Consider the following 25,676-nt stretch of genomic DNA (forward strand, 5'->3'; position numbering starts at 1 on the left):
TGACCAGAAACGGGCAATCCGTTCCAGCCAAAAATCCGTGCGCGACCTGCCGCAAGGGACACTTGCATGACCCGGGGGCATGGGCCAACCTGCAGGTCATGCAAACCCTGCCTCAGACAGGGCGCAACTCAACAGGGATGACAGACATGACCATTCGACTGACCTCGCGGGCCGTTCTTCTGGCGTCGGCGCTGGCCTTCGCGCCTGCCGCATTCGCGGAGACGCCCGCCGACACGCTGGTGATCGCGCACACGATCGACGACATCATCAGCCTGGACCCCGCGCAGGCCTTCGAGTTCGCGGGCAACGACGTGAACCGCAACACCTATGACCGGCTGGTCGATTTCGACCCGCTGGACCCCGAGGCAGGCTTCCAGCCCGCCCTGGCCGAAAGCTGGGAGGTGTCCGAGGACGGGACCTCGATCACCTTCACCATGCGCGAGGGCGTGACCTTCCATTCCGGCAACCCCGTCCGCGCCGAGGATGCGGCCTTCTCGCTGCAGCGCGCGGTCAAGCTGGACAAGACCCCCGCCTTCATCCTGACGCAGTTCGGCTTCACCGCCGACAATGTCGAGGAGATGATCACCTTCGACGACACCACCCTGACCCTGCAGCTGGACCAGCCCTATGCGCAGTCCTTCGTGCTGAACTGCCTGACGGCCATGATCGCCAGCGTCGTCGACAAGGAGACGGTCCTGGCCAACGAACAGGACGGCGACCTGGGCAATGCCTTCCTGACCTCGTCCGAGGCAGGTTCGGGTGCCTATGAACTGGCCGCATGGCGCCCCAACGAGGCCGTGCAGCTGACGGCGTTCGAGGATTACTGGCAGGGCGCGGCGGACATGAAGCGCGTGATCGTGCGCAACGTCGCCGAATCCAGCGCGCAGCGCCTGCTGCTGGAACAGGGCGACATCGATGTCGCGCGCAACCTGACCCCCACCGACGTGGACAGCATCGCCTCGGTCGAAGGGGTGACGATTCAGGACGAGCCGCGCGGGCGCATCCTCTACATGGGTCTGAACCAGAAGGACGAGCTGCTGTCGAACCCCGCCGTGATCGAGGCGATGAAGCATCTCGTGAACTACGAGGGCATCACCTCGAGCTTCCTCAAGGGGCAGTTCATCACGCATCAGGCCTTCCTGCCCAAGGGCTATCTTGGCGCGCTGGAAGACCAGGCCTGGACCTATGACGTGGAGAAGGCCCGCCAGCTGCTGGCGGATGCGGGCATCGAGGGCGGCACCATCACCACCCGCGTGCGCGACCTGCGCGAATACGTGGACGTGGCGCAGACCCTGCAGGCATCCATGGCCGAGGTCGGCCTGACGCTGGAGATCGAGCAGATGACCGGCGCGCAGGTGCTGGACGCCTATCGCGCCCGCGAGGTGCCGATCTTCCTGGGCGAATGGGGCCCGGATTATTCCGACCCGAACACCAATGCCGCGACCTTCGCCTTCAACCCCGACAATAGCGACGAGGCGAATGCCGTGGGCCTTCTGGCATGGCGCAACGCCTACGAGGTTCCCGCCGAGATGAACGAGGCCACCGTGGCCGCCACGCTGGAGCAGGACACCGAGAAGCGCGCCGCCATGTACGAGGACATCCAGCGCCAGTACCAGGCCGAGGCCCCCATCGTGCCGCTGTTCCAGCGCATCGAGCAGGTCGGCCTGCGCGACGGCGTCCAGAACTGGTGGAGCGGCGGCGCCGTGACCTCGGTCGTCTATCACCAGGTGTCGAAGGGCGAATAAGACTTGGCTTCGGACACGACCGCGGCCGCCGGGGGCACGTCCCCCGGCAACGGCCGCCCCGACCCGTCGGCGCGCACGGCCCTGCGCCGCAGGCGTGCGCGCGGCATCGCGGGCACCGCCCTTTCGCTGGCGCTGACCCTGCTGGGCCTGCTGCTGGTGACCTTCATCATCGGGCGCGTCATGCCCATCGACCCCGTCCTGAAGGTCGTGGGCGATCGCGCGACGCAGGCGCAATACGACGCGGCCTATCAGGCGATGGGCCTCGACAAGCCGCTGGCCATCCAGTTCCTCAACTATATCGGCGATGTCGTGACCGGCGATTTCGGGCGGTCCATCTCGACCGGACAGCTGGTCTGGGACGACATCCGCCGCGTCTTTCCCGCCACCTTCGAGCTGGCGACCCTGGGCACGCTGATCGGCGTGCTGGCGGGCGTGCCGCTTGGGGTGATCGCCGCCGCACGGCGCGGCGGCATCGTGGACCAGGTCGCCCGCGTGGTGGCGCTGGTCGGGTATTCCATGCCCATCTTCTGGCTGGGCCTGATGGGGCTTCTGATCTTCTACGGCATCCTCGGCTGGGTCGGCGGGCCGGGACGGCAGGGCATCATCTATGACGGCATGGTGCCAAGCGTGACCGGCATGATCCTTGTCGACAGCGCCCTTGCGCGCGACTGGGCCGCGTTCCGCGACGCCTTCAGCCACATCATCCTGCCGGCCAGCCTGCTGGGATATTACAGTCTTGCCTATATCAGCCGGATGACGCGCAGCTTCATGCTGGAACAGCTGTCGGCCGAATATGTCACCACCGCCCGCGTGAAGGGCCTGTCCGAACGCGCGGTGATCTGGGGGCATGCCTTCCGCAACATCTCGATCCCGCTGGTGACGGTCATCGCGCTGTCCTTCGGGTCGCTGCTGGAGGGATCGGTCCTGACCGAGATCATCTTCAGCTGGCCGGGGCTGGGGCAATACATCACCCGCTCGCTTCTGTCGGGGGACATGAACGCGGTGCTGGGCGGCACGGTCGTCGTCGGCGTCTGCTTCGTGGTCCTGAACCTGTTCAGCGACATCCTCTATCGCGTGCTGGATCCGAGGGCGAAATGACGAACACCATGACACGCCGCGAATGGCTGCTGTCGGATGCGCCGCAGACCCGCCGCCAGGCACGGCTGGGCGCGTTCTACCAGGGCTGGCTGACCTTCCGCGCGAACAAGCTGGCGATGCTGGGGCTGATCATCCTGATCCTGCTTCTGGGCATGGCCGCCTTCGCCCCGCTTCTGGCACCCAAAAGCCCCTTCGCGCAGGATCTGGCCAGCCGCCTGCAACCGCCGTCGGCGGAACACTGGCTGGGGACCGACGCGCTTGGGCGGGACATCCTGTCGCGCCTGATCCACGGGTCGCGCATCACCCTGTTCATCGTGGGCACCGTGGCGCTGATCGCGCCGGTGATCGGGCTGTTCATCGGCACGGTCGCGGGCTTTGCCGGGGGCTGGGTCGACCAGGTCCTTATGCGGATCACCGACATCTTCCTGGCCTTCCCCAAGCTGATCCTGGCGCTGGCCTTCGTCGCGGCACTGGGCCCCAGCATCGGCAACGCGGTCCTTGCGCTGGCGCTGACCGCCTGGCCGCCCTATGCCCGCCTTGCCCGGGCCGAAACGCTGACCATCCGCAATGCCGACTTCATCGCCGCAGCAAGGCTGCAGGGCGCGGGGCGGGCACGCCTGCTGTTCCGCCATATCTGGCCGCTTTGTGTCAGCTCGCTGATCGTGCGGGTCGCGCTGGACATGGCGGGGATCATCCTGTCCGCGGCGGGCCTCGGATTCCTCGGCCTGGGGGCGCAGCCGCCCATGCCCGAATGGGGGGCGATGATCTCGGACGGGCGGACCTACATCCTGGACTTCTGGTGGGTCGCCGCCATGCCGGGGCTTGCGATCTTCACCGTCTCGATGGCCTTCAACCTGCTGGGTGACGGGCTGCGCGACGTGCTGGACCCGAAAGGAGGCGCGAAGTGACCGACGCCCCGCTTCTGTCAGTGCGCAACCTGCGCGTGACCTTCCCGACCCGCCAGGGCCTGTTCCAGGCGGTGCGCGGGATCAATTTCGACCTTGGCCGCGAAAGGCTGGGCGTCGTCGGCGAATCCGGCAGCGGCAAGTCCATGACGGGCCGTTCGGTGCTGGGCCTGATCCGGCCGCCGGGCCGGGTCGAGGCCGACCGGATGGAGTTCCAGGGCCAGTCGATCCTGAACCTGCCCGAACGCCGGATGCGGAAGATCCGCGGCCAGCGGATCAGCATGGTCATGCAGGACCCCAAGTTCAGCCTGAACCCCGTGATGACCGTCGGCCGCCAGATCACCGAGGCGTATCGCCTGCATCGCCGCGTCAGCCGTGCCGATGCCCATGCCAAGGCGCTGGAGATGCTGCGCGCCGTCCAGATCCGCGATCCCGAACGGGTCATGGACAGCTATCCCCACGAGGTGTCGGGCGGCATGGGCCAGCGCATCATGATCGCCATGATGCTGGCCCCCGACCCCGAGATCCTGATCGCGGACGAGCCGACCTCGGCGCTGGACGTGTCGGTCCGCAACGAGGTCCTGTCGATCATGGACAACCTCGTGCGCGATCGCGGGATGGGGCTGATCTTCATCAGCCACGACCTGAACATGGTCGCGCAGTTCTGCGACCGGGTGCTGATCATGTATGCCGGCCGCATCGTCGAGACCCTGCCCGCGCGCGAGCTGCACAAGGCCCGCCACCCCTATACCCAGGGGCTTCTGGCCAGCCTGCCGCGTCTTGACGCGCCGCAGGACCGCCTGCCGGTGCTGACCCGGCAGGACAGCTGGCGCGACGGCGACCCGATCGCCCCCCATGCCGATACCGATCTTCCCGGAGGGCTGCGATGACCAAGCCGCCGATGCTGTCCATCCACGACCTGAACGTCTGGTTCGGCGATCCGCCCGACCGCGTGGACGCGGTAAAGCACGCCTCGATCGCCGTGGCCGAGGGCGCAAGCTTCGGGCTGGTGGGCGAATCCGGTTCGGGCAAGTCCACCATCCTGCGCGCCGTCGCGGGGCTGATCGACAGCTGGTCCGGCAATCTCGAGGTGGCGGGCCGCACGATCCACGGCGCAAGGCGCGACCGGCAATTCTTCAAGACCGTGCAGATGGTCTTCCAGGACCCCTATGCCAGCCTGCACCCGCGCCATTCCGTCGATGCCGTCCTGTCCGAGACCCTGCGCCTTCAGGGGATCGGGGATGTCGACCGGCGCATCAACAGGCTGCTGGACGATGTGGGTCTGGGGCGCAGCTTCCGCTTCCGCTATCCGCACCAGCTGTCGGGCGGGCAGCGGCAGCGCGTGGCGATCGCCCGCGCGCTGGCCGCCGAACCACGCCTGCTGCTGCTGGACGAACCGACCAGCGCGCTGGATGTCAGCGTCCAGGCCGAGATCCTGAACCTGCTGTCGGACCTGCGGGCGGAACACGGCCTGACCTATCTGATGGTCACGCACGACCTGGCGGTGGTCGGGCATATGTGCGACCGCATCGCGGTCATGCAGCACGGGCGCCTGGTCGAGGAACTGCAAGTCGAGGACCTGCGCCGGGGTGCGGCGCAGGCCGATTACACGCGCGGCCTGATCGCGGCCTCGGGCAGCTATCGCGCCGGGGGCTGATCGGGCAGGCGCAGCACGCGGTCGCAGGATGCCCGCAGCAGGGACGCGTCATGGCTGACGATCATCATGGCCATGTCGCGTTCCCGCGCGATGCCCGTCAGCAGGTCGAACGTCTCGGCCTGGGTGACGGGGTCCAGCCGCGAGGTCGGCTCGTCCGCGAACAGGAAGGCGGGCTTCAGCAGCAGCGCGCGCAGCAGGGCAAGGCGCTGTAGCTCTCCTCCGGAAACCTCGGCGGGCAGGCGGTCCAGCAGTTCGGAACGCAGCGCAAGGCGGGCCATCAGGGGCGCGACCTCGGATGCGTCAAGCCGGTGCAGCGCGACCAGATCGTCGATGCCCTGCCCCAGCCGCAAGCGGCGCGGAAAGGCCGCGACCGGATCCTGCCACAGCTTCTGGAAGGCGACCTTCGGCAGCGACGGATCGCGCCAGACGCTGCCCGCGACGGGCAGCAGGCCCAGAAGCGCATTCCCCAGGCTGGACTTGCCGCAGCCCGAAGGACCCTGAATGCCCATCACCTCGCCCCGGTGCAGGTCGATATCCTGCGGACCTGTCAGCGCGCGCCCGCCGCGGCTGACGACCAGATCGCGCGCGCGCAGCAGGGCCGCCCCCGGCACCGACGGCTTGCGCGGGGGCCAGCGGGCGGGGTCGGCCTCGATCAGGCGGCGGGTATAGGGGTGGGACGGGTCGGCAAGGACCTTCGCGGCCTCGCCCTGTTCGATCGCGCAGCCGTCCCGGATGACGATGATGTCGCCGCCCAGCCCGCGCGCGAGGTCGAGGTCGTGGGTGATCGTCAGCAGCCCGCCCCCGTCGCGCAACCCGCGTTGCAGCAGGGCCAGCACGTCGTCGCGCCGGTCCGCGTCCAGCCCCTTGGTCGGCTCGTCCGCCACGGTGATCGGCGCCCCGCCCGCGCGGGCCGCCGCGAAGGCCAGGCGCTGCGCCATGCCGCCCGACAGCTGCCAGGGCCATCGCGCACCCGCGCCCGACAGGCCCAGCTCGGACAGGTCGCGCGCGGTGGCGGCGCGGGCATCGGCGCTGCCCGCGACCATGCGGTGCGTTTCCTCGACCTGGCGCCCCGCCCGCATCAGCGGGTCCAATGCCAGCCAGGGCTCCTGCGGCAGAACGGCGATCAGCCGCCCCCACAGCGCACGGTTGCCACGCGGCCGCGCGGGGTCCAGCGCGACATCGTCCACATGCAGTTCCCCCGAGGCATGCAGCCCCTTGGGCAGCGTCCCCAGGATGGCCTGCGCCAGCAGGCTCTTGCCCGAGCCGCTCTCGCCCAGGATGGTCAGGGCGCGTCCGGGCCGAAGGGTCAGCGACAACGGCTGGACCAGCCTGTCGCGACCGTCGGTGACGGAGATATCGCGGGCCTTCAGAAGGGTCATGCGCGACCTCCGGCGATCAGGTTCAGGGACAGAAGCAGCACGAAGCAGGCCGCGACGGGCTGGGCGACTGCCACGGGCGCCTCGCGCCAGCTGGGCAGCAGCTCGACCATCATCTGGCCCAGCTCGGGCGTGGGCGCGGGCACGCCCACGCTGACGAAGCCGAGCGCCGCGATGGCCGCGATGGCACCGGCCACGCCGAAGGCCATCGCGGTGCGCAGGACGGGGCCGATCTCGGGCCAGAGGATGCGGCGGAAGATCCATGCCGGACCGAAGCCCTGGATGCGCGCGGCCTCGACCGCGGGGCCGTCCATGACGGCGCGGCAGGCGCGGCGGGTCAGGCGGAAGAACTCGATCCACTGGACGGCGGCGATGCCGGCCCAGAAGGCCGCGCCCATGCCGGGCAGGATGACGCCCATCATCAGCACCATCAGCAGCGCCGGCAGCGCCAGCACGCTGTCGGCGACAAGACCCAGGGCGCGGTCGATCCAGCCCCCGCGCCATGCGGCCAGGACGCCCAGCCCGATGCCCACCACCGCCGCCGTCGCGGTCGCGGCAAAGGCGATCGTCAGCGACAGCCGCAGCGCATGCGCCAGCCGAGAGAAAAGCGACCGGCCCAGGTGGTCATAGCCGAAGGGCGCCGCGGCGTCGGGCCCGGCCAGCGCCTTCAGCAGCGACTGCTTCAGCGGGCCGGTCTGGTCGAAGGCCGGGGCCAGCAGCGCGAAGCCGATGACGGCCAGCAGCAGGGCCCAGCCGATACGGTCGGAACGCAGGCTCATGCGGTCACCCCCCGCGGGTCGATCCGGCCCGCCGCAAGGTCGATCAGCGCGTTCAGCACGACGAAGCCCAGCCCCATGACCAGCGCGGTGCCCTGCACCATCGGCACGTCACGGTGGAACACAGCGTGGATCAGCGCATGACCGATGCCGGGCCAGCCGAAGATCGTCTCGACCACGACGACGCCCTCGGCCAGGAAGACGAATTGCAGGCCCAGATAGGTCAGCAGCGGTGCCGCGATGTTGCGCAGCCCGTGATGGCGCAGGACCTGGCCGTCGGACAGGCCCTTCATGCGGGCGAAGGCATAGTGCTGGCTGGCGGCGATACCCGCCATCAGGTCTCGCGCGATCCGCGCCGAGCCTGCGGCCAGCCCCAGGGCCAGGGTCAGCGCCGGCAGCACGACATGCGCCGCGCGACCGTGACCGGCCGAGGGCAGCAGCCCCGCCTCGACCGCCAGGGCCACGATCAGCACCAGTCCCAGCAGGAATTGCGGCATGGCGCGCAGTCCCGCCGCGGCGACCAGCAGCACGCGATCCAGCAGGCCGCCCGCGCGCAGCCCCGCCAGCACCCCGAGGGGCGGCCCGATCAGAAGCGCGATCAGCAGCGCCACGACCGACAGGTGCAGCGTCGCGCCCAGCTGGTGCGCGATCTCGTGGGCGACGGGTTCGCCCGACACGACCGAGCGCCCAAGGTCGAAGCGCAGCAGGTCCGCGATCCAGCCGCCGAACTGGGCAAGCGCGCCCGCATCCAGGTTCAGCTCGGCCCGGACGGCATCCGCCGCCTGCGACGACACCATGTCGTAGCCGTATCGCGCCGCGGCGATGCGATAGGCCGCATCGCCGGGCATGGCCTGTATCATCAGGAAGGACATGACCCCCACGACAAGCGCCACCCCCGCCGCCTGCGCAAGGCGGAAGGCCAGGATACCGGTCAGCCCCCTCATTCGACGAAGCCCGCGCGGGCCAGCCCGAAGCCGCGCTCATAGGGGTCCAGCGTGATCCCCTCGACCCGGTCCGAGATGGCGGCGGTCTGCTGGTACCAGGCGATCGGGATGACCGGCAGGTCCTGCCGGAAGATCGCGGCGATACGGGCGCGGTCGCCCGGCGTCGCGCCCTCGGAGGCCATGCGCCGGATCAGCTGCGCGGCCTCGGGGTTGTCCCAGCCCATCGCGCCCCAGTCCCCGCCGGGGGCGTAATCCTGCAGCAGCGTGCCGGTCGGATCGGGCACCAGCGCGAAGTTGCGCGCCATCAGCCCCATCTGCAGCGTGCCCGCCGCGTGGCGCGCGGGGATCTCGGACGAGTTCGACGAGACGATGCGGATGTCCACCCCGATATCGTGGAACAGCTGCTGCAGGACCGTCGCGGTCAGCGGCAGTTCGGGCCGGTCGGGATAGGTCACCAGCTCGACCGCGAAGCGCTGCCCGTCCTTCTGCATGATGCCGTCATCGCCGGGCGTCCAGCCCGCCTGTTCCAGCAGCGCGCGGGCAGCTTCGGGATCGTAGGACAGCGGCGGCAGCGCGGCATCGTGCCAGCCGTCCATGTTGGGCGGGAACATCTGGTCGGCCGAGGCGTCATAGCGCAGCACCACCTGCGCAAGGCCCGCGCGGTCGATGGCCATGGACAGCGCCTCGCGTTCGGCGGCGCTGTCGAAGAACGGCGATGCGGCGTCCACCTTCAGCATCAGGACCCGCGGCAGGGGGGCGCTGACCACCTCCAGGTCCTCCAGCTCCGAAAGGCGGGTGACGGATGCCGGGTCCAGCGTGACGACCAGCTCGGCATCGCCGCTCTCGGCCATCAGGGCGCGGGTTTCCGACCGCGTCACGGCGGTATAGCGCAGCGCCGGAATGCGCGCCGCGCCGTCCCAGTAATCCTCGAACCGCTCGGCTGCGAGGGTCTGGGGCGGCGAGACCTCGGTCGTGCGGAAGGCGCCGGTCCCGATCAGCGCGACCACCTCGCCATCCGGGCCGTAGGATGCGGGCGCCAGGATCTGGCTGCGATATTCCGCAAGGAAGGCGGGCAGGATCGCGAAGGGTTCGGACAGGGCGACGACCAGATCGGCCCCGTCGGCGCGGATATCGGTGATGGGCGCGCGGGACAGCAGCCCCTCGTGGCTGCGGGCATGGTTCAACGAGATCGCGGCGGCGGCGGCGTCCAGCATGGTGCCGTCGTGGAAGGCCACCCCCTCGCGGATGCGGAAGCGCCATTCCAGCCCGTCCTCCGAGGTCGTCCATTCCGTCGCAAGGCCGGGGCGCAGACGGCCCTTCGCATCGCTGTCCACTAGCGTCTCGGCAATCTCGAGCCGCAGGAAGATGTCGCCGGACAGTGCCGGATCGAGGCCCTTCAGCTCGAAGGGGGCGGCGATGTCCAGGGTCTGGTCATCGGCAAGCGCGGTCAGCGGGCACAGCGCCGCCGTGACCGCCAGAAGGGCGGAACGGATCATTCCTGATCTCCGGTTATGAAATGTAATATTATGCCATTTGCCGGATGCGCGGTTGCGGCGCAAGCCCCGAAATCAGCCGGGCGCCGGCGCGATGTCGGACCCGTGAACCGCCACGGATTTCAGGATCGCGTGGCAGTCCTGACCGACCGCAAGCCCCATCGCATGGGCAGAACGGCGGGTGATGCGGGCGATCAGCGCATCCTGTCCCAGGTCCAGCCTGACCATGACCGAACCGTCCGGCGCATCGCGCATCCCGGCGATGCGCCCCGGCATGATGTTCAGTGCCGACAGCCCCGTCGGGCGATCGCGCGACAGGACGACATCGCGCGCGCCGACGCGCAGGCGCAGCGCTGTGCCGGGGGCGGCGGCCACGCGCGGCACCCACAGGGGCACGTCGCCCGCGACCAGCTCGGTCAGGCCGTCATCGTGGTGGCGCCGGACACGGGCGTCGATGATCGCGCCCGCATCGCCGCCAAGCGCGCCCTGGCCCAGTACCTCGGACGGGGTGCCCTGCGCGATCACGCGGCCCGCCCGCAACGCCACGACCGTGGTCGCAAGGCGCGTCACCTCGGGGATGGAGTGCGAGACATAGAGGATCGGCACCCGCGCCTCGTCGCGCAGACGCTCGAAATAGGGCAGGATCTCGGCCTTGCGGGCGTCGTCCAGCGCGGCAAGGGGTTCGTCCGCCAGCATCAGCAGCGGCTGCGCCAGCAATGCGCGGCCGATCGCCACGCGGCTGCGTTCGCCCCCCGACAGCGCGGCGGGCGCGCGGTCCAGCAGGTGCCCGATGCCCAGCATCCCGACCACCTGCGCGAAATCCGCGCCCCCCTTGCGGCTGCCATAGGTCAGGTTCCGCCGCACGCTGAGATGCGGGAAAAGCCGCCCCTGCTGGAACACGTATCCGGCACGGCGGCGATGCGGCGGCACGAAGATGTGCGCGTCGGTATCGGTCAGCACGCGGCCATCGGCGCGGATCAGCGCGTGATCGGGACGAAAGAGGCCCGCCACCGCATCGACGATCGTGCTTTTTCCGGAACCCGAGGGGCCGAACAGCACCGTCAGTCCGGGCTGCGCGGTGAACTCCGCCTCCAGCGCGAAGCCCGCGAAGCGGTGGCGTATGCGGACCTCCAGGCTCATGCGCCGGCGACCTTGCGGGCGACGCGCCGCGCGATCAGTTCGGACAGCATCAGCGCGGCCATGGCGATGAGGATGGCGATGACGACAAGGCGGCCTGCCGCAGCCTCGCCACCCGGTACCTGCAGCAGGGCATGGATCGCGGAAGGCAGGGTCTGGGTCTGGCCGGGAATGTTCGACACGAAGGTGATCGTCGCGCCGAATTCGCCGATGGCCTTGGCAAAGGACAGGATCGCGCCCGCGACCACACCCGGCGCGGCCAGCGGCAGCGTCACCGTCGCGAAGACCCGGACCGGCCCCGCCCCCAGCGTGGCCGCCGCGGATTCGAGGCCGGGGTCCACGGCCTCGATCGCAAGGCGGATCGCGCGGACCATCAGCGGAAAGCCCATGATCGCCGCCGCAAGCGCCGCACCCGTCCAGCGGAAGGCCAGCGTGATGCCGAACGCCTCGTGCAGCCAGGCACCGACCGCGCCCTGCCGTCCGAAGACCAGCAGCAGAAGATAGCCCGTCACGACAGGCGGCAGGATCAGCGGCAGGTGGACCAGCCCGTTCAGCAGCCCGCGCCCCGGGAACCGCCAGCGGGCCAGCGCATGCGCGACAAGGATGCCAAAGGGCAGCGACAGGGCCGTGGCCCAGAACGCGACCTTGAGCGACAGCACCACCGCCTGCCAGCCCTCGGGGCCCAGCCAGTCCGCCATCACGGATCGCCGAAGCCGTATTCGCGCCACAGCTCGCGCGCCGCGTCCGATGTCAGGAAGTCGAGGAAACCGCCATCCTGTGCCCCCGCGACCCGCGCGGCGGGATAGAGGATGGGCGCGTGGCTGCCTTCGGGGAACCGGCCGATCACGGTCACGTCGGGTTCGACCAGCGCATCGGTCGCATAGGTGATGCCGAGCGGCGCCTCGCCCCGCGCGACGAAGGCCAGTGCCGTGCGGACATTGTCGGATTGCGCGACGCTTGCCTCGACCCCCTGCCACAGCCCAAGCGATTCCAGCGCCTGCCGCCCATAGATGCCCGCGGGCACGCTGGCGGTCATGGCCATGGACAGGCGCCCCCCCTTCAGCATCGCGGGCAGGTCCAGCGCGGCGTCGATGGTCACCGGGGGCGCGTCGCCATGCGCGATCAGCACCAGCGCGTTTCCGGCCACGTCGCGACGGCTGGCGGCATCGACATCGCCCGAACGCTGCAGGGCGTCCATCCATTCCTGGTTGGCGGACACGAAGATGTCGGCGGGCGCACCCTGCTGGATCTGCCGCGCAAGCGCCGAGGAACCGGCATAGGATATGGTGACGGGCTCGTTCCCGCCCGCCTCCCACAGGGCGGCGATGCGGTCCAGCGCGTCGGTCAGGCTGGAGGCCGCGAAGACCAGCACCTCGGCCCCTGCGCGCAAGGGCGGGGTCGCAAGGACGGCGGCGATCAGAAGGGCGCGGAACATGGCCGCGATTGCAGCCCGCGCGGGCCGCGGATGCAAGCGCTATTTTCCGCCGGACATAACGGATCAGCGATCCAGGTGGCCCAGGTCGCGTTCGGGGTCGATCGCGTCGCGCAGGCGCTGCTTGATCTCCTTGGGGCCGGGAAAGCCGCCATCGGCCTTGCGGTCCCAGATCAGCCGGTCGTCCACCGCGATCTGGAAGATGCCGCCGGTGCCGGGAACGATCGCGACCTCGGCAAGGTCCTCGCCGAAGGTCTGCAGCAATTCCTGCGCCATCCACCCGGCCCGAAGAAGCCAGTTGCAGCCGGTGCAGTAACGGATCGTGATGCGGGGTCTGGTCATGGCGGCGACGATATCCACGCGCCCCCGCCCGCACAAGCGGCGCTGTTGCCGGCCTGCAACAATGCGGCCCCTTCACGGAAACACACGCTTCAATCCCGTTTGCGTGAGGATTATCGCCGCAATCAGCCAGTGTCCGCACCAGCCATTCCCGTGAACCCATTTCCCGGAGTGGCCCATGTCACCGACCTTCCGCACCATCCTGACCACCACCGCGCTGGTCCTGCTGCCCGCCCTGCCCGCATCCGCGCAGGATGCCGAACCCGTCATGCTCGAGGGCATCGTCCTCTCGGCCGAGGAACAGGCGCTGCAATCGCTCGGGGTGTCCAACATCTCGCAGGACGAACTGGAGCGCAGCCCCGTCGTCAACGACATCTCGGAGATCGTGCGCAAGCAGCCGGGCGTGAACCTGACGGGCGCGACGGCCACCGGTCAGCGCGGCAACCAGCGCCAGATCGACATCCGCGGCATGGGCCCCGAGAACACGCTGATCCTGATCGACGGCAAGCCGGTCCTGTCGCGCAATTCCGTCAAGCAGAGCCGTGGCGGCGAACGCGACACGCGCGGCGATGCGAACTGGGTGCCTGCCGAACTGATCGAGAGCATCGAGGTCATCCGCGGCCCCGCCGCCGCGCGCTATGGCTCGGGGGCCTCGGGCGGGGTGGTGAACATCATCACCAAGCGCCCCGACAGCTTCATGGCCGAGCTGGGCCTGCACTGGAACCAGCCCGAGAGCGGTGACGAAGGCGCGACCAAACGCATGAACCTGCTGCTGGCGGGGCCGATCTCGGAGCGGCTGGGCCTGCGCCTGTGGGGCAACTTCAACAAGAGCGATGCCGACGACGCCGACATCAACCCGATCATCGGCGAGGGTGACGACACCCAGATCCTGGCCGGGACCGAGGGCGTGGTGAACAAGGATGTCGGCGCCAGCCTCAGCTGGGACGCGGCACCGGGGCACCGGCTGGACCTGGACGCGACCTTCTCGCGGCAGGGCAACATCTATGCCGGCGACACGCTGCGGGGCGCGGTGCTGACCGACGCGGCCGATATCGACGACCTGATCGGGATGGAGACGAACCGCGTCTATCGCCGCACCTTCGCGCTGACCCACGAGGGGGAATACGATTTCGGCAGCTCGACCAGCTTCATCCAGTGGGAGAACACCCGCAACACGCGCTTCTGCGAAGGGCTTGCGGGCGGCGGCGAGGGCCGCATCACGGGCTGCGTGGACACGGATGGCGATGACAGCGGCGACACGGTCACGGACCAGACGATCGAGCTGGACACCGTCTCGGCCAAGACCGAATGGGTCCTGCCCACCACCATCGCGAACCGCAATGCCAGCGTGACCCTGGGCGCCGATTACCGCGGCGAATGGATGGACGACCCCGCATCCATCGGCCAGGGGCTGGACGATTCGCTGGTGGATGTCACGGGCGTTCCCGCCGACGGCGACGCGCGCGACACCGAAAGCGACCAGCACACCATCGGCCTCTATGCCGAGGCGAATGTCGAATGGTCGCCCGCGCTGACGCTGACCCCCTCGATCCGCTATGACTGGAACGACAATTTCGGGGGCAATGTCTCGCCCGGGATCATCGCCGATTACGCGGTGAACGACAGCTGGACCGTCAAGGCGGGGATCGCGCGCGCCTACAAGACGCCGACCCTGTTCCAGCTGAACCCGAACTATGTCTATACCACGCGCGGCAACGGCTGCCCGGTGATCGACGGCACGAAGGTCGAGGGCCCCTGCTATGTGCTGGGCAATCCCGACCTCGACCCCGAGATCAGCCTGAACAAGGAACTGGGCGTCGCCTATGCGGGCGCGGACGGGCTGGAGGGCAGCCTGACCTTCTTCCACAACGATTACGAAAACCGCATCGCCTCGGGCTTCCGGCAGTACAATCCCGAAGCGACCTCGGACCGCCTGTTCCGGTGGGAGAACGAGGGCAAGGCCGTCATCTCGGGGATCGAGGGCAATTTCGCCACGCCGATCGGCACCGATTTCGCCTTCAACGCGAACTTCACCCACATGATCAAGTCCGAGAAGGACAATGGCGACCCGCTGAGCCTGGTGCCGGACTATACGGTCAACGCTTCGCTGGACTGGTACGCACGGCCCGATGTCACGCTGCGCCTGTCGGCCACCCATTACGGCAACATCGAGGCCCCCGACCTGAACCCCGTCACCAACGAACCCTACGAGGAGACCCGTTCGCGCGGCAGCTATACGCTGGTCGATCTTGGCGCGACCTGGGACGTGAACGACCGCGTCCGGCTGTCGGGCGGCGTGACCAACCTGTTCGACAAGCAGATCCTGCGCACCGGGTCGGGCGGCACGTCCGAGACCTACAACGAGCCCGGCCGCGCCTATTACCTGTCGCTGAACAAGCGTTTCTGATCGCGACGCGCGCCCCCCTCACGGGGGCGCGCGGCATCAGTTCTGGCGGAACAGGTCGCGGGTGAAGGTCTTGTCCGCGATATCCGCGATCTCGTCGGTGACGCGGTTGGCGACGACCACGTCGCAGATCGCCTTGAAGCGGGCCAGGTCGCGTTCGTTGCGCGAGTTCTTGTAGTGATCCTCGGCCAGGCTCGGCTCGTAGATGACGACCTCGATCCCCTCGCCCTTGATGCGCTTCATCAGGTCCTGGACCGAGCTGTCGCGGAAATTGTCCGAACCCGCCTTCATCACCAGCCGGTAGATGCCCACCCGCTGCGGATTGCGCGCGATGATCCGCGCCGCAAGGAAGTCCTTGCGCGTCTGGTTGGCCTCGACGATGGCGCGGATCAGGTTCTGGGGCACGTTGTTGTAATTCGCCAGAAGCTGCTTGCTGTCCTTGGGCAGGCAATAGCCGCCATAGCCGAACGAGGGGTTGTTGTAATGCGACCCGATCCGCGGATCGAGGCTGACCCCCTCGATGATCTGGCGCGCCTCCAGCCCGTGACTGAGGGCATAGCTGTCCAGCTCGTTGAAATAGGCGACGCGCATCGCAAGATAGGTGTTGGCGAACAGCTTGATCGCCTCGGCCTCGTCGGCATCGGTCAGCAGGATCGACACGTCGGTCTTGATCGCGGCATCGCGCAGCAGCTCGGCAAAGACCTGCGCGCGGTCCGACCGTTCGCCGACCACGATGCGCGACGGATAGAGGTTGTCGTGCAGCGCCTGCCCCTCGCGCAGGAATTCCGGCGAGAACATGATCTGGCGCGACCCGGTGCGGGCGATCAGGCCGCGGGTATAGCCCACGGGAATCGTCGACTTGATGACCATGACCGCGTCGGGATTGATGCGCGACACCTGCTCGACCACCGATTCGATGCTCTCGGTGTTGAAGGCGTTGGTTTCGGGGTCGTAATTGGTCGGCGTGGCGATGATGACGAAATCCGCATCGGCATAGGCCTCGGCGGGGTCCATCGTGGCCTTCAGGCGCAGCTTGCCCTCGGCCAGGAACTTCTCGCATTCGTCATCCGCGATCGGAGAGATGCCCGAATTCACCATCCGGATCTTGTCCTGCACGACATCGACCGCGACGACATCGTGCTGGCGTGCCAGCAGAATGGCATTGGACAGCCCGACATAGCCCAGTCCAGCGACCGCAATCTTCATGGTGACCCCCTTCGATCGGACCGGTCCGTCCGGCCCCTTGTCAGAAGGTGATAGAGAAGCGGCCGCCCCGCGTCCAGAATGGCAGACCTTACCTGCGCCGGACAGAAGAAAGCCCCGCAACTCGTTGAGCTGCGGGGCTTTTTTTATGGTGCCCAGGAGAGGACTCGAACCTCCACGTCTTGCGACACACGGACCTGAACCGTGCGCGTCTACCAATTCCGCCACCTGGGCAGGTGGTATGAGCGGCTATCTACGGGCAGTCGCAGGGGGCGTCAATGGCCCTTTGCAACTTTTCTGACATGTTTTCGATTTTTCTTTCGCGACCCCCTGCGACGCATCGCCGAAGGGGCCTGCCGCCGCTTGCCGCATGGCATCCCCGCGGGTAAGCATCGCAGGACAATTCGGCACGAAGGAGGCGAGACGCCCATGGCGAAACTGGTCACGATCTTTGGCGGGTCGGGCTTTGTCGGCCGGCAGGTGGCACGGCTGATGGCCAAGGAGGGCTGGCGCGTGCGCATCGCGGTGCGTCGCCCCGACGAGGCCCTGTTCACCCGCACATATGGCGCCGTGGGCCAGGTCGTCCCCGTCATGTGCAACATCCGCGACGAGGCATCGGTCCGCGCGGCGCTGACGGACGCGGATGCGGCGGTCAACTGCGTCAACATCCTGTCCCCCGAAGGCAAGAGCAACTTCACCAACGTCTTCGAGGATGGCGCCGAATTCATCGCGCGCATCTCGGCCGAGATGGGCGTCGCGCGGCTGGTCCACATCTCGGGGCTGGGGATCGATCCCGACAACCCCAGCAGCTATGTCGCCGCCAAGTCGCGGGGCGAGGCCGCCGTGATCGCGGCGCGCCCCGATGCGGTGGTGCTGCGCCCCTCGGTGATCTTCGGGCCGGGCGACAACTTCTACAACCGGCTGGCGGGGCTGACCCGCATGGGCCCGTTCATGCCCGTCATCTCTCCCTCGACGCGGCTGCAGCCGGTCTATGTGGACGACGTGGCGCGCGCGGCCATGATGGGCGCGACCGGCGCGGCGCAGCCCGGCATCTACGAGCTGGGCGGCCCCGAGGTGATGACCATGGCCGAGATCTCTCGCCAGGTGATCGAGGCCGTGGACCGCAAGCGCATTCCGCTGACCGTGCCCATGCCCTTCGCACGGCTGGGCGCGATGGCGGGCGGGCTGGTCCAGACGCTGACCGGCGGCCTGATCGCGGCGCCGCTGAACCGCGACCAGCTGCACTTGCTGACCCAGGACAATGTCGTCTCCGAAGGCGCGCAGGGCTTTGGGCAGCTGGGCATCTCGCCCACCTCGCCCAGTGCGGTGATCGAGGACTACCTGTGGCGCTTCAGCCCCTCGGGGCAATATGACGCGATCAAACGCTCGGCCAAGAACCTGCGCAGGGACTGATGGAACAGAACACGATCGTCGCCGCCGCCCTCGGGGTTCTCGAGGGCCTGACCGAGTTCATCCCCGTCTCGTCCACCGGCCACATCCTGCTGGCGGGGCATTTCCTCGGCTTCGAATCGCCCGGCCGCGCCTTCGAGGTGCTGATCCAGCTGGGCGCGCTCGGGGCGATCCTCGGGGTCTATGCGGGGCGGATCTGGCAGACCTTCCGCGCCGCGCCGCACGACCCCGCCGCCCGCCGCTTCATCGCGGCGGTGCTGCTGGCATTCTTCCCTGCGGTCGTCATCGGGGTGCTGTCGCACGACTTCATCAAGACGGTCCTGTTCGAGACCCCGATGCTGATCGCGGTGATGCTGATCCTTGGCGGATTCGTTCTGCTGTGGGTCGATCGCCGGACCACGCAGCCGAAATACCACCGGGCCGAGGATTTCCCCCTGCCCGTCGCGCTCGGGATCGGGTTCTTCCAGTGCCTCGCGATGATCCCCGGCACCTCGCGGTCGGGATCGACCATCGTGGGCGCGCTGCTGATGGGCGCGGACAAGCGGTCGGCGGCGGAATTCTCGTTTTTCCTGGCGATGCCGACCATGGCCGGTGCCTTCGCCTACGACTTCTGGAAGAACCGCGACATCCTGGACGCCGCCGCGCTTGGAAATATCGCAGTCGGCTTCGTGACTGCCTTCCTTGCGGGCGTCGTCGTGGTGCGCTGGCTGCTGGGATATGTCTCGGCCCATGGTTACGGCCTGTTCGCCTGGTGGCGAATCATCGTGGGCGTCCTTGCCATGCTGGCGCTGTCGCTTGGTATGTAAGCAATGCTGACCTAATTTTGGCGGGTTCGGGCGGATTAATTTTGCCTGCCCGCCATAAAAGCAGCATTTAGGTCAGCACTGCTGACTTTTAATGCCGGCGACCATGGGTTACCGAAAGCTTCCTGAAGTTTCTGCCTTGGGGGAGCGCAGCCATGGCCACGCAAAAGATGCTCACATTCGTCTCGACCCCGCGCGAGATGCCCGAGAAACGCTCGGCAGCCGAGCGGAGCGAGGACTTCCACGAAATCTATCGCGAGTTCGCGAACCAGAAGGCGGCCGAACAGGCCAGCCGTTGCAGCCAGTGCGGCGTGCCCTACTGCCAGTCGCACTGCCCGCTGCACAACAACATTCCCGACTGGCTGCGCCTGACCGCCGAAGGCCGCCTCGAGGAGGCGTATCGCGTCAGCCAGGCCACCAACACCTTCCCCGAGATCTGCGGCCGCATCTGCCCGCAGGACCGCCTGTGCGAAGGCAATTGCGTGATCGAGCAGTCGGGCCACGGTACCGTCACCATCGGCGCGGTCGAGAAATACATCACCGACACCGCCTGGGACAAAGGCTGGGTGCTGCCCACGAAACCCGCGCAGGAACGCGCCGAATCGGTCGGCATCATCGGCGCGGGTCCGGGCGGCCTGGCGGCGGCGGACATGCTGCGCCAGAAGGGCTTCCAGGTCACCGTCTACGACCGCTACGACCGTGCGGGCGGGCTGCTGACCTATGGCATCCCCGGCTTCAAGCTGGAGAAAGACGTCGTCCTGCGCCGCAACAAGCTGCTCGAGGACAGCGGCGTCGAGTTCGTGCTGAACTGCAACGTGGGCGAGGATATCAGCTTCGACGCGATCCGCGGCAAGCATGACGCGGTGCTGATCGCGACCGGCGTCTACAAGACCCGCGACCTGGATCTGGACAATGCCGATGCCGGCGGCGTCGTGCGCGCCATCGATTACCTGACCGCCAGCAACAAGGTCGAGTTCGGCGACGACGTGCCCGATTTCGACGATGGCGAGCTGAACGCAAACGGCAAGCGCGTGATCGTCATCGGCGGCGGCGACACCGCGATGGACTGCGTGCGCACCGCGATCCGCCAGGGCGCGCAATCGGTCAAGTGCCTCTATCGTCGCGACCGCGCCAACATGCCGGGCTCGCAGCGCGAGGTGCAGAACGCCGAGGAAGAGGGCGTCGAGTTCGTCTGGCTGTCCGCCCCCGGCGCCTTCACCGGCCACGTGACCGGCGATGCCGCCGTCGCGCAGGAACGCGATGTCGCGGGCCTTCCCCAGATCGGCAGCGTCCGCATCCAGAAGATGCGCCTGGGCGCCCCCGATGTCAGCGGCCGCCAGTCGCCCGAACTGATCGACGGCGCGGATTACGACGAACCGGCCGACCTGGTCATCAAGGCGCTCGGGTTCGAGCCCGAGGAACTGCCCCGCCTCTGGGGTGTCGAGGGCCTCGAGGTCACGCGTTGGGGCACGGTCAAGGCGAACTTCCAGTCGCACCAGACCTCGATCCCCGGCGTCTTCGCCGTGGGCGACATCGTGCGGGGCGCCAGCCTCGTGGTCTGGGCGATCCGGGACGGTCGCGAAGCTGCCGACAGCATCGAGAGCTTCCTGACCGGCGAAGCCCGGATCGCGGCGGAATAAGGCGCGTGCCATGACGCTTCTGCCCCTTCTTCGGGCGGCGACGGGCGCGGCATTCCTTGCCGCCCTGTCCGCGACGCCCCCCGCCATGGCCGCGAACTTCACCCCGCCCGCGGGCTGCAGCCTGGACCTGACGGTCCAGAACCGCGGCTGCACCGTGGCGCAGGTCTATCGCTGCGATGCCGACCCGCAGGGCTGGCAGCGCACCGCGCTGTTCGACCGCGACGGTCTCTACTATCTGTCCGCGATCGACGCCGAGACCCGCTGGATGGAGAGCCAGAGCACCCGCACCGGCATCCTGGACCGGCTGGTCGAGAACGCGCCCGACGATGCCAGCTTCTCGGGGCTGGTCGCCACGGGCGAGGACAGCTTCGACTTCTGGACGCAGTCCACCTCGGGCGAGCTGCTGCACCATGTGGGCGGCGACCGCCTGACGGGCGAGACCGTCACCATCGACGGCCAGCCGCTCGAACGGACCGAGTTCGAACTGACGACGACCGACGGATCGGGCAAGGTCCTGATCCGCCGCCACGGCAGCCAGTATATCAGCCGCGAGTTCGGCCGCTTCTTCGGCGGCCTGGAAACGGCCCGCGACTGGTCCGGCAAGACCGAGAAATCCGACGACAGCCCCGCCGCCTTCGCCCTCCCGGGCGAGGCCGGGTTCGGCGACACCACCCCACAATTCGACTGCGACCAGCTTCTGTCGCAGATCCCGCAGGAAAGGGCCGCATCATGAGCATGGATTGGCAGACCGAGGAACAGGCCCGCCGCGACTGGATGGCCGAGAACAGCCTCTATCGCCACGAGGACGAGCATTCCTCCTGCGGCGTGGGCTTCGTCGTCGACCTCGACGGCAAGCCCAGCCGCCAGGTCGTCCAGAACGGCATCGACGCGCTGAAGGCCATCTGGCACCGCGGCGCGGTCGATGCGGACGGCAAGACCGGCGACGGCGCGGGCATCCACGTCCAGATCCCGGTGCCCTTCTTCCACGACCAGATCCGCCGCACCGGCCATGAACCCGACCATGACAAGCTGATCGCGGTCGGCCAGGTCTTCCTGCCGCGCACGAATTTCGCCGCCCAGGAAGCCTGCCGCACGATCGTGGAATCCGAAGTCCTGCGGATGGGTCACTACATCTATGGCTGGCGCCACGTTCCGGTGAACACCGCCGTGCTGGGCGACAAGGCCAATGCCACCCGCCCCGAGATCGAGCAGATCCTGATCCGCTGCGAGAAGGACATCGACCACGTCCAGTTCGAGCGCGAGCTGTACATCATACGCCGCCGGATCGAGAAGGCCGCCGTCGCCGCGCAGGTGGGCGATCTGTACTTCGCCTCGCTGTCCTGCCGGTCGATCATCTACAAGGGCATGATGCTGGCCGAGCAGGTCGCGGAATTCTATCCCGACCTCAAGGACGAGCGCTTCGAATCCTCCTTCGCGATCTATCACCAGCGCTATTCCACCAACACCTTCCCGCAATGGTGGCTGGCCCAGCCCTTCCGCATGCTGGCCCATAACGGCGAGATCAACACGCTGAAGGGCAACCTGAACTGGCTGCGCAGCCACGAGATCCGCATGGCCTCCAGCGCCTTCGGCGAGATGGCCGAGGACATCAAGCCGATCGTGCCCGCCGGGTCGTCCGACAGCGCCGCGCTGGATTCCGTCTTCGAGGTGCTGGTCCGTTCGGGTCGCAGCGCGCCGATGACCAAGACCATGCTGGTTCCCGAAAGCTGGTCCAAGGCCACGACCGACATGCCGCAGGCATGGGCCGACATGTACGCGTACTGCAACGCCGTGATGGAGCCCTGGGACGGTCCTGCCGCCCTTGCGATGACCGACGGGCGTTGGGTCTGCGGCGGTCTCGACCGGAACGGCCTGCGCCCGATGCGCTTCGTCGTCACGGGCGACAACCTGCTGATCGCGGGTTCCGAGGTCGGCATGGTTCCGATCAACGAATCCAATGTCCGCGAGAAGGGCGCGCTTGGCCCGGGCCAGATGATCGCCGTCGACATGTGGGAGGGCAAGCTCTACCACGACACGGAAATCAAGGACCGCCTGGCCAACAGCCAGCCCTTCGGCGAATGGATCGAGAAGGTCACCGAGCTGAACGACGGCATGCGCGACCTGCCCGAGCCCGTCACCTACGAGGGCGAGGCCCTGCGCCGGCGCCAGACCGCGGCGGGCTTCACCGTCGAGGAACTGGAGCACATCCTTGCGCCCATGGCCGAGGACGGCAAGGAATCCATCGCCTCGATGGGCGACGACACGCCGCCCGCGGTCCTGTCGAACCAGTACCGCCCCATGAGCCACTTCTTCCGGCAGAACTTCAGCCAGGTCACCAATCCGCCGATCGACAGCCTGCGCGAGACCCGCGTGATGTCGCTCAAGACGCGGTTCGGCAACCTCAAGAACGTGCTGGACGAAAGCAGCGCCCAGACCGAGATCCTGCTGCTGGAAAGCCCCTTCGTCGCGAATGGCGAATTCGCGGAAATGCAGAGGATGTTCGGCGAGACGGTGACCCGAATCGACTGCACCTTCCCGGCGGGCAGCGACCAGGACGCCCTGGGCGAGGGCCTTGCCCGCATCCGCGCCGAGGCCGAGGACGCCGTGCGTTCGGGCGCGGGCCATATCGTGCTGACCGACGAGGGCCAGGACGAGAACCGCGTCGCCATGCCGATGATCCTTGCGACCAGCGCTGTCCACAGCTGGCTGACCCGCAAGGGCCTGCGGACCTTCTGTTCGCTGAACGTGCGGTCGGCCGAATGCATCGACCCGCATTACTTCGCGGTCCTGATCGGCTGCGGCGCGACGACGGTGAACCCCTATCTTGCGCAGGACAGCATCGCCGACCGCATCGCGCGCGGGCTGCTGACCGGATCGCTCGTGGACAACATGCGCCGCTACCGCGCGGCCATCGATGCGGGCCTGCTCAAGATCATGGCCAAGATGGGCATCTCGGTCCTGTCCTCCTATCGCGGGGGTCTGAACTTCGAGGCCGTGGGCCTGTCGCGTGCGATGGTGGCAGAGTATTTCCCCGGCATGCAGTCGCGCATCTCGGGGATCGGCCTGCACGGTCTTCAGGCCAAGCTGGAGGGGCTGCACGCCAAGGCGCATTCGGCCACCGGCGCCGACCTGCTGCCGATGGGCGGCTTCTACAAGCTGCGCCGTTCCGGCGAGAAGCACGCATGGGAAGCCAACACCATGCGCCTGCTGCAGATCGCCTGCGAGAAGGCCAGCTATGACGTGTGGAAGCAGTTCAGCTCGGCCCTGCGGGCGAACCCGCCGATCCATATCCGCGACCTGCTGGACATCAAGCCGATCGGCAAGCCCGTGCCCATCGAGGAGGTGGAGAGCATCACCTCGATCCGCAAGCGCTTCGTGACGCCGGGCATGTCGCTTGGGGCGCTGTCGCCCGAAGCGCACATGACGCTGAACATCGCCATGAACCGCATCGGCGCGAAATCCGACAGCGGCGAGGGCGGCGAGGATCCGGCGCACAGCCACCCGCTGCCCAACGGCGACAACCCCTGCGCCAAGATCAAGCAGGTCGCCTCGGGCCGCTTCGGCGTCACCGCCGAATACCTGAACGCCTGCGAGGAACTGGAGATCAAGGTCGCCCAGGGCGCCAAGCCCGGCGAGGGCGGCCAGCTGCCCGGCATGAAGGTCACCGACCTGATCGCGCGGCTTCGCCATTCGACCAAGGGCGTCACGCTGATCAGCCCGCCGCCGCATCACGACATCTACTCGATCGAGGATCTGGCGCAGCTGATCTACGACCTCAAGCAGATCAACCCGCGCGCCAAGATCACCGTCAAGCTGGTGGCATCGTCGGGCGTCGGCACGATCGCGGCAGGCGTGGCCAAGGCCAAGGCCGACGTGATCCTGATCAGCGGCCACAATGGCGGTACCGGCGCGTCTCCCGCGACGTCCATCAAGTTCGCGGGCCTGCCCTGGGAAATGGGCCTGACCGAGGCGCATCAGGTCCTGGCGATGAACCGCCTGCGCGAGCGTGTCACCCTGCGCACCGATGGCGGTCTGCGCACGGGCCGCGACATCGTCATGGCCGCGATGATGGGTGCCGAGGAATACGGCATCGGCACCGCCGCCCTGATCGCGATGGGCTGCATCATGGTCCGCCAGTGCCAGTCGAACACCTGCCCGGTGGGCGTCTGCACCCAGGACGAGAAGCTGCGCGCCATGTTCACCGGCAGCGCCGACAAGGTCGTGAACCTGATCACCTTCTATGCCCAGGAAGTGCGCGAGATCCTGGCCTCGATCGGGGCGCGGTCCCTGGACGAGGTGATCGGCCGCGCCGACCTGCTGACCCAGGTCAGCCGGGGCGCCGCGAACCTGGACGACCTGGACCTGAACCCGCTGCTGATCACCGTCGATGGCTGGGACAAGATCGTCTATGACCGTTCCAAGCCGCGCAACGCGGTGATGGACACGCTGGACGCGGAAATCATCCGCGACGCCGAGCGGTTCTTCAGCGACGGCGAGAAGATGCAGCTGTCCTATGCCGTGCGGAACACCCTGCGGACCATCGGCACGCGCACCTCGTCGATGATCGTCCAGAAGTTCGGGATGCGGAACAACCTGCAGCCCGATCACCTGACGATCCGCCTGACGGGCAGCGCGGGCCAGTCGCTCGGGGCCTTCGCGGCGCCGGGGCTGAAGCTGGAAGTGTCGGGCGATGCCAACGACTATGTCGGCAAGGGCCTGTCGGGCGGCACGATCGTCGTGCGTCCCGCCATGGCCAGCCCGCTGGTCGCGGCCGAGAACACCATCATCGGCAACACGGTCCTGTATGGCGCGACGAACGGCTACCTGTTCGCGGCAGGCCGCGCGGGCGAACGCTTCGCGGTCCGCAACAGCGGCGCATCCGTCGTGATCGAGGGTTGCGGCAGCAACGGCTGCGAATACATGACCGGCGGCGTGGCCGTGATCCTGGGTCGCATCGGCGCCAACTTCGGCGCGGGCATGACCGGCGGGATGGCCTATCTCTATGATCCCGAGGGCGTGGCGCGCGACTATATCAACGCCGAGACGCTGGTGACCTGCCCGGTCACGCAGGATCACTGGGAAGACCAGCTGAAATCCCTGATCGAGCGTCACCTGAAGGAGACCGGATCGCGGCGTGCCGACGACATCCTGTCGAACTGGGACCGCGAGAAGGGCAACTTCCTGCAGGTCTGCCCCAAGGAGATGCTGGCCCACCTGCCCCATCCCATCGCCGAGGACACGGTGACCAGCGCCGTCCCCGCCGAGTAAGGCAGCCACCCACGCCAAGCGGCCCCCGGTCAACTCCGGGGGCCGT

Annotated in this window: 20 protein-coding genes and 1 tRNA gene; 11 read left to right on the forward strand and 10 right to left on the reverse strand. The window is 68.0% G+C overall.

Features of this window, described 5'->3' with window-relative positions:
- Positions 1-137 precede the first annotated feature (137 nt).
- The 5 genes from F804_RS0106715 to F804_RS0106735 all read left to right on the forward strand — a co-directional run bounded on the left by F804_RS0106715 (position 138) and on the right by F804_RS0106735 (position 5,405).
- On the forward strand, positions 138-1,745 hold the full coding sequence (locus F804_RS0106715) for an ABC transporter substrate-binding protein (protein ID WP_028725717.1): 1,608 nt from the start codon (positions 138-140) through the stop codon (positions 1,743-1,745).
- 105 nt (positions 1,746-1,850) lie between these two features.
- Complete coding sequence (locus F804_RS0106720; protein WP_028725718.1) at positions 1,851-2,843, forward strand: ABC transporter permease; 993 nt, start codon at positions 1,851-1,853, stop codon at positions 2,841-2,843.
- On the forward strand, positions 2,840-3,751 hold the full coding sequence (gene nikC, locus F804_RS0106725) for a nickel transporter permease (protein WP_028725719.1): 912 nt from the start codon (positions 2,840-2,842) through the stop codon (positions 3,749-3,751). The genes F804_RS0106720 and nikC overlap by 4 nt, the downstream gene beginning before the upstream one ends.
- Complete coding sequence (locus F804_RS15860) at positions 3,748-4,638, forward strand: ABC transporter ATP-binding protein (protein WP_022706981.1); 891 nt, start codon at positions 3,748-3,750, stop codon at positions 4,636-4,638. Before nikC ends, F804_RS15860 begins: the two co-directional genes overlap by 4 nt.
- Positions 4,635-5,405, forward strand: a complete 771-nt coding sequence (locus tag F804_RS0106735) for an ABC transporter ATP-binding protein (protein ID WP_022706982.1) — start codon at positions 4,635-4,637, stop codon at positions 5,403-5,405. The genes F804_RS15860 and F804_RS0106735 overlap by 4 nt, the downstream gene beginning before the upstream one ends.
- Here F804_RS0106735 and F804_RS0106740 read toward each other — a convergent pair.
- The 8 genes from F804_RS0106740 to F804_RS0106775 form a co-directional block, all read right to left on the reverse strand.
- A complete protein-coding gene (locus F804_RS0106740) occupies positions 5,387-6,784 on the reverse strand; it encodes an ABC transporter ATP-binding protein (RefSeq protein ID WP_022706983.1) in 1,398 nt (465 codons plus the stop codon). The two genes, F804_RS0106735 and F804_RS0106740, sit on opposite strands and share 19 nt — an antisense overlap.
- A complete protein-coding gene (locus F804_RS0106745; RefSeq protein WP_040595768.1) occupies positions 6,781-7,560 on the reverse strand; it encodes an ABC transporter permease in 780 nt (259 codons plus the stop codon). Before F804_RS0106745 ends, F804_RS0106740 begins: the two co-directional genes overlap by 4 nt.
- Positions 7,557-8,501 (reverse strand): ABC transporter permease, encoded by a 945-nt coding sequence (locus F804_RS0106750; RefSeq protein ID WP_022706985.1) that lies wholly within the window; start codon positions 8,499-8,501, stop codon positions 7,557-7,559. Before F804_RS0106750 ends, F804_RS0106745 begins: the two co-directional genes overlap by 4 nt.
- On the reverse strand, positions 8,498-9,997 hold the full coding sequence (locus tag F804_RS0106755; RefSeq protein WP_022706986.1) for an ABC transporter substrate-binding protein: 1,500 nt from the start codon (positions 9,995-9,997) through the stop codon (positions 8,498-8,500). The genes F804_RS0106750 and F804_RS0106755 overlap by 4 nt, the downstream gene beginning before the upstream one ends.
- A gap of 72 nt (positions 9,998-10,069) precedes the next feature.
- On the reverse strand, positions 10,070-11,134 hold the full coding sequence (gene modC / locus F804_RS0106760) for a molybdenum ABC transporter ATP-binding protein (RefSeq protein ID WP_022706987.1): 1,065 nt from the start codon (positions 11,132-11,134) through the stop codon (positions 10,070-10,072).
- The gene (gene modB, locus F804_RS0106765; protein ID WP_022706988.1) at positions 11,131-11,829 is read right to left on the reverse strand and encodes a molybdate ABC transporter permease subunit; all 699 of its coding nucleotides are present in this window, start codon (positions 11,827-11,829) and stop codon (positions 11,131-11,133) included. The genes modC and modB overlap by 4 nt, the downstream gene beginning before the upstream one ends.
- Entirely contained in the window at positions 11,829-12,566 is a 738-nt protein-coding gene (gene modA / locus F804_RS0106770) for a molybdate ABC transporter substrate-binding protein (RefSeq protein WP_022706989.1), read from the reverse strand. The genes modB and modA overlap by 1 nt, the downstream gene beginning before the upstream one ends.
- Before the next feature lie 63 nt (positions 12,567-12,629).
- The gene (locus tag F804_RS0106775) at positions 12,630-12,905 is read right to left on the reverse strand and encodes an Rdx family protein (RefSeq protein WP_028725723.1); all 276 of its coding nucleotides are present in this window, start codon (positions 12,903-12,905) and stop codon (positions 12,630-12,632) included.
- Positions 12,906-13,080: 175 nt separating this feature from the next.
- Here F804_RS0106775 and F804_RS0106780 point away from each other — a divergent pair, with 175 nt between their 5' ends.
- Positions 13,081-15,309, forward strand: coding sequence for a FepA family TonB-dependent siderophore receptor (locus tag F804_RS0106780; protein WP_022706991.1), 2,229 nt, complete (start codon positions 13,081-13,083; stop codon positions 15,307-15,309).
- Positions 15,310-15,345: 36 nt separating this feature from the next.
- Here the strand turns inward: F804_RS0106780 and F804_RS0106785 are convergent, their stop codons facing one another.
- Positions 15,346-16,512, reverse strand: coding sequence for a nucleotide sugar dehydrogenase (locus F804_RS0106785; RefSeq protein ID WP_022706992.1), 1,167 nt, complete (start codon positions 16,510-16,512; stop codon positions 15,346-15,348).
- Positions 16,513-16,658: 146 nt separating this feature from the next.
- Positions 16,659-16,743: transfer RNA gene (locus tag F804_RS0106790), tRNA-Leu, on the reverse strand.
- Positions 16,744-16,938: 195 nt separating this feature from the next.
- On the opposite strand from F804_RS0106790, the gene F804_RS0106795 reads away from it, so the two are divergent.
- From F804_RS0106795 to gltB, 5 genes are all read left to right on the forward strand, one after another.
- Positions 16,939-17,922, forward strand: a complete 984-nt coding sequence (locus F804_RS0106795) for a complex I NDUFA9 subunit family protein (RefSeq protein ID WP_022706993.1) — start codon at positions 16,939-16,941, stop codon at positions 17,920-17,922.
- Complete coding sequence (locus tag F804_RS0106800; protein WP_022706994.1) at positions 17,922-18,725, forward strand: undecaprenyl-diphosphate phosphatase; 804 nt, start codon at positions 17,922-17,924, stop codon at positions 18,723-18,725. Before F804_RS0106795 ends, F804_RS0106800 begins: the two co-directional genes overlap by 1 nt.
- Before the next feature lie 152 nt (positions 18,726-18,877).
- Complete coding sequence (locus F804_RS0106805) at positions 18,878-20,362, forward strand: NAD(P)-dependent oxidoreductase (protein ID WP_022706995.1); 1,485 nt, start codon at positions 18,878-18,880, stop codon at positions 20,360-20,362.
- A 10-nt stretch (positions 20,363-20,372) separates the two neighbouring features.
- Positions 20,373-21,095: a hypothetical protein gene (locus tag F804_RS0106810; RefSeq protein WP_022706996.1), complete on the forward strand. Its 723-nt coding sequence runs from the start codon at positions 20,373-20,375 to the stop codon at positions 21,093-21,095.
- Positions 21,096-21,097: 2 nt separating this feature from the next.
- Positions 21,098-25,630 (forward strand): glutamate synthase large subunit, encoded by a 4,533-nt coding sequence (gene gltB / locus F804_RS0106815; RefSeq protein WP_028725725.1) that lies wholly within the window; start codon positions 21,098-21,100, stop codon positions 25,628-25,630.
- Positions 25,631-25,676: the final 46 nt, after the last annotated feature.

It is taken from the genome of Paracoccus zeaxanthinifaciens ATCC 21588 (assembly GCF_000420145.1).
Taxonomy (GTDB): Bacteria; Pseudomonadota; Alphaproteobacteria; order Rhodobacterales; family Rhodobacteraceae; genus Paracoccus; species Paracoccus zeaxanthinifaciens.

Bases quoted from the DNA above. Each gene is read 5' to 3' on its own strand.
- F804_RS0106715 (WP_028725717.1), top strand. From the start codon at position 138: ATGACAGACATGACCATTCGACTGACCTCGCGGGCCGTTCTTCTGGCG.
- nikC (WP_028725719.1), top strand. From the start codon at position 2,840: ATGACGAACACCATGACACGCCGCGAATGGCTGCTGTCGGATGCGCCG.
- F804_RS0106735 (WP_022706982.1), top strand. From the start codon at position 4,635: ATGACCAAGCCGCCGATGCTGTCCATCCACGACCTGAACGTCTGGTTC.
- F804_RS0106740 (WP_022706983.1), bottom strand. From the start codon at position 6,784: ATGACCCTTCTGAAGGCCCGCGATATCTCCGTCACCGACGGTCGCGAC.
- F804_RS0106745 (WP_040595768.1), bottom strand. From the start codon at position 7,560: ATGAGCCTGCGTTCCGACCGTATCGGCTGGGCCCTGCTGCTGGCCGTC.
- F804_RS0106750 (WP_022706985.1), bottom strand. From the start codon at position 8,501: ATGAGGGGGCTGACCGGTATCCTGGCCTTCCGCCTTGCGCAGGCGGCG.
- F804_RS0106755 (WP_022706986.1), bottom strand. From the start codon at position 9,997: ATGATCCGTTCCGCCCTTCTGGCGGTCACGGCGGCGCTGTGCCCGCTG.
- modC (WP_022706987.1), bottom strand. From the start codon at position 11,134: ATGAGCCTGGAGGTCCGCATACGCCACCGCTTCGCGGGCTTCGCGCTG.
- modB (WP_022706988.1), bottom strand. From the start codon at position 11,829: ATGGCGGACTGGCTGGGCCCCGAGGGCTGGCAGGCGGTGGTGCTGTCG.
- modA (WP_022706989.1), bottom strand. From the start codon at position 12,566: ATGTTCCGCGCCCTTCTGATCGCCGCCGTCCTTGCGACCCCGCCCTTG.
- F804_RS0106775 (WP_028725723.1), bottom strand. From the start codon at position 12,905: ATGACCAGACCCCGCATCACGATCCGTTACTGCACCGGCTGCAACTGG.
- F804_RS0106780 (WP_022706991.1), top strand. From the start codon at position 13,081: ATGTCACCGACCTTCCGCACCATCCTGACCACCACCGCGCTGGTCCTG.
- F804_RS0106785 (WP_022706992.1), bottom strand. From the start codon at position 16,512: ATGAAGATTGCGGTCGCTGGACTGGGCTATGTCGGGCTGTCCAATGCC.
- F804_RS0106795 (WP_022706993.1), top strand. From the start codon at position 16,939: ATGGCGAAACTGGTCACGATCTTTGGCGGGTCGGGCTTTGTCGGCCGG.
- F804_RS0106800 (WP_022706994.1), top strand. From the start codon at position 17,922: ATGGAACAGAACACGATCGTCGCCGCCGCCCTCGGGGTTCTCGAGGGC.
- F804_RS0106805 (WP_022706995.1), top strand. From the start codon at position 18,878: ATGGCCACGCAAAAGATGCTCACATTCGTCTCGACCCCGCGCGAGATG.
- F804_RS0106810 (WP_022706996.1), top strand. From the start codon at position 20,373: ATGACGCTTCTGCCCCTTCTTCGGGCGGCGACGGGCGCGGCATTCCTT.
- gltB (WP_028725725.1), top strand. From the start codon at position 21,098: ATGGATTGGCAGACCGAGGAACAGGCCCGCCGCGACTGGATGGCCGAG.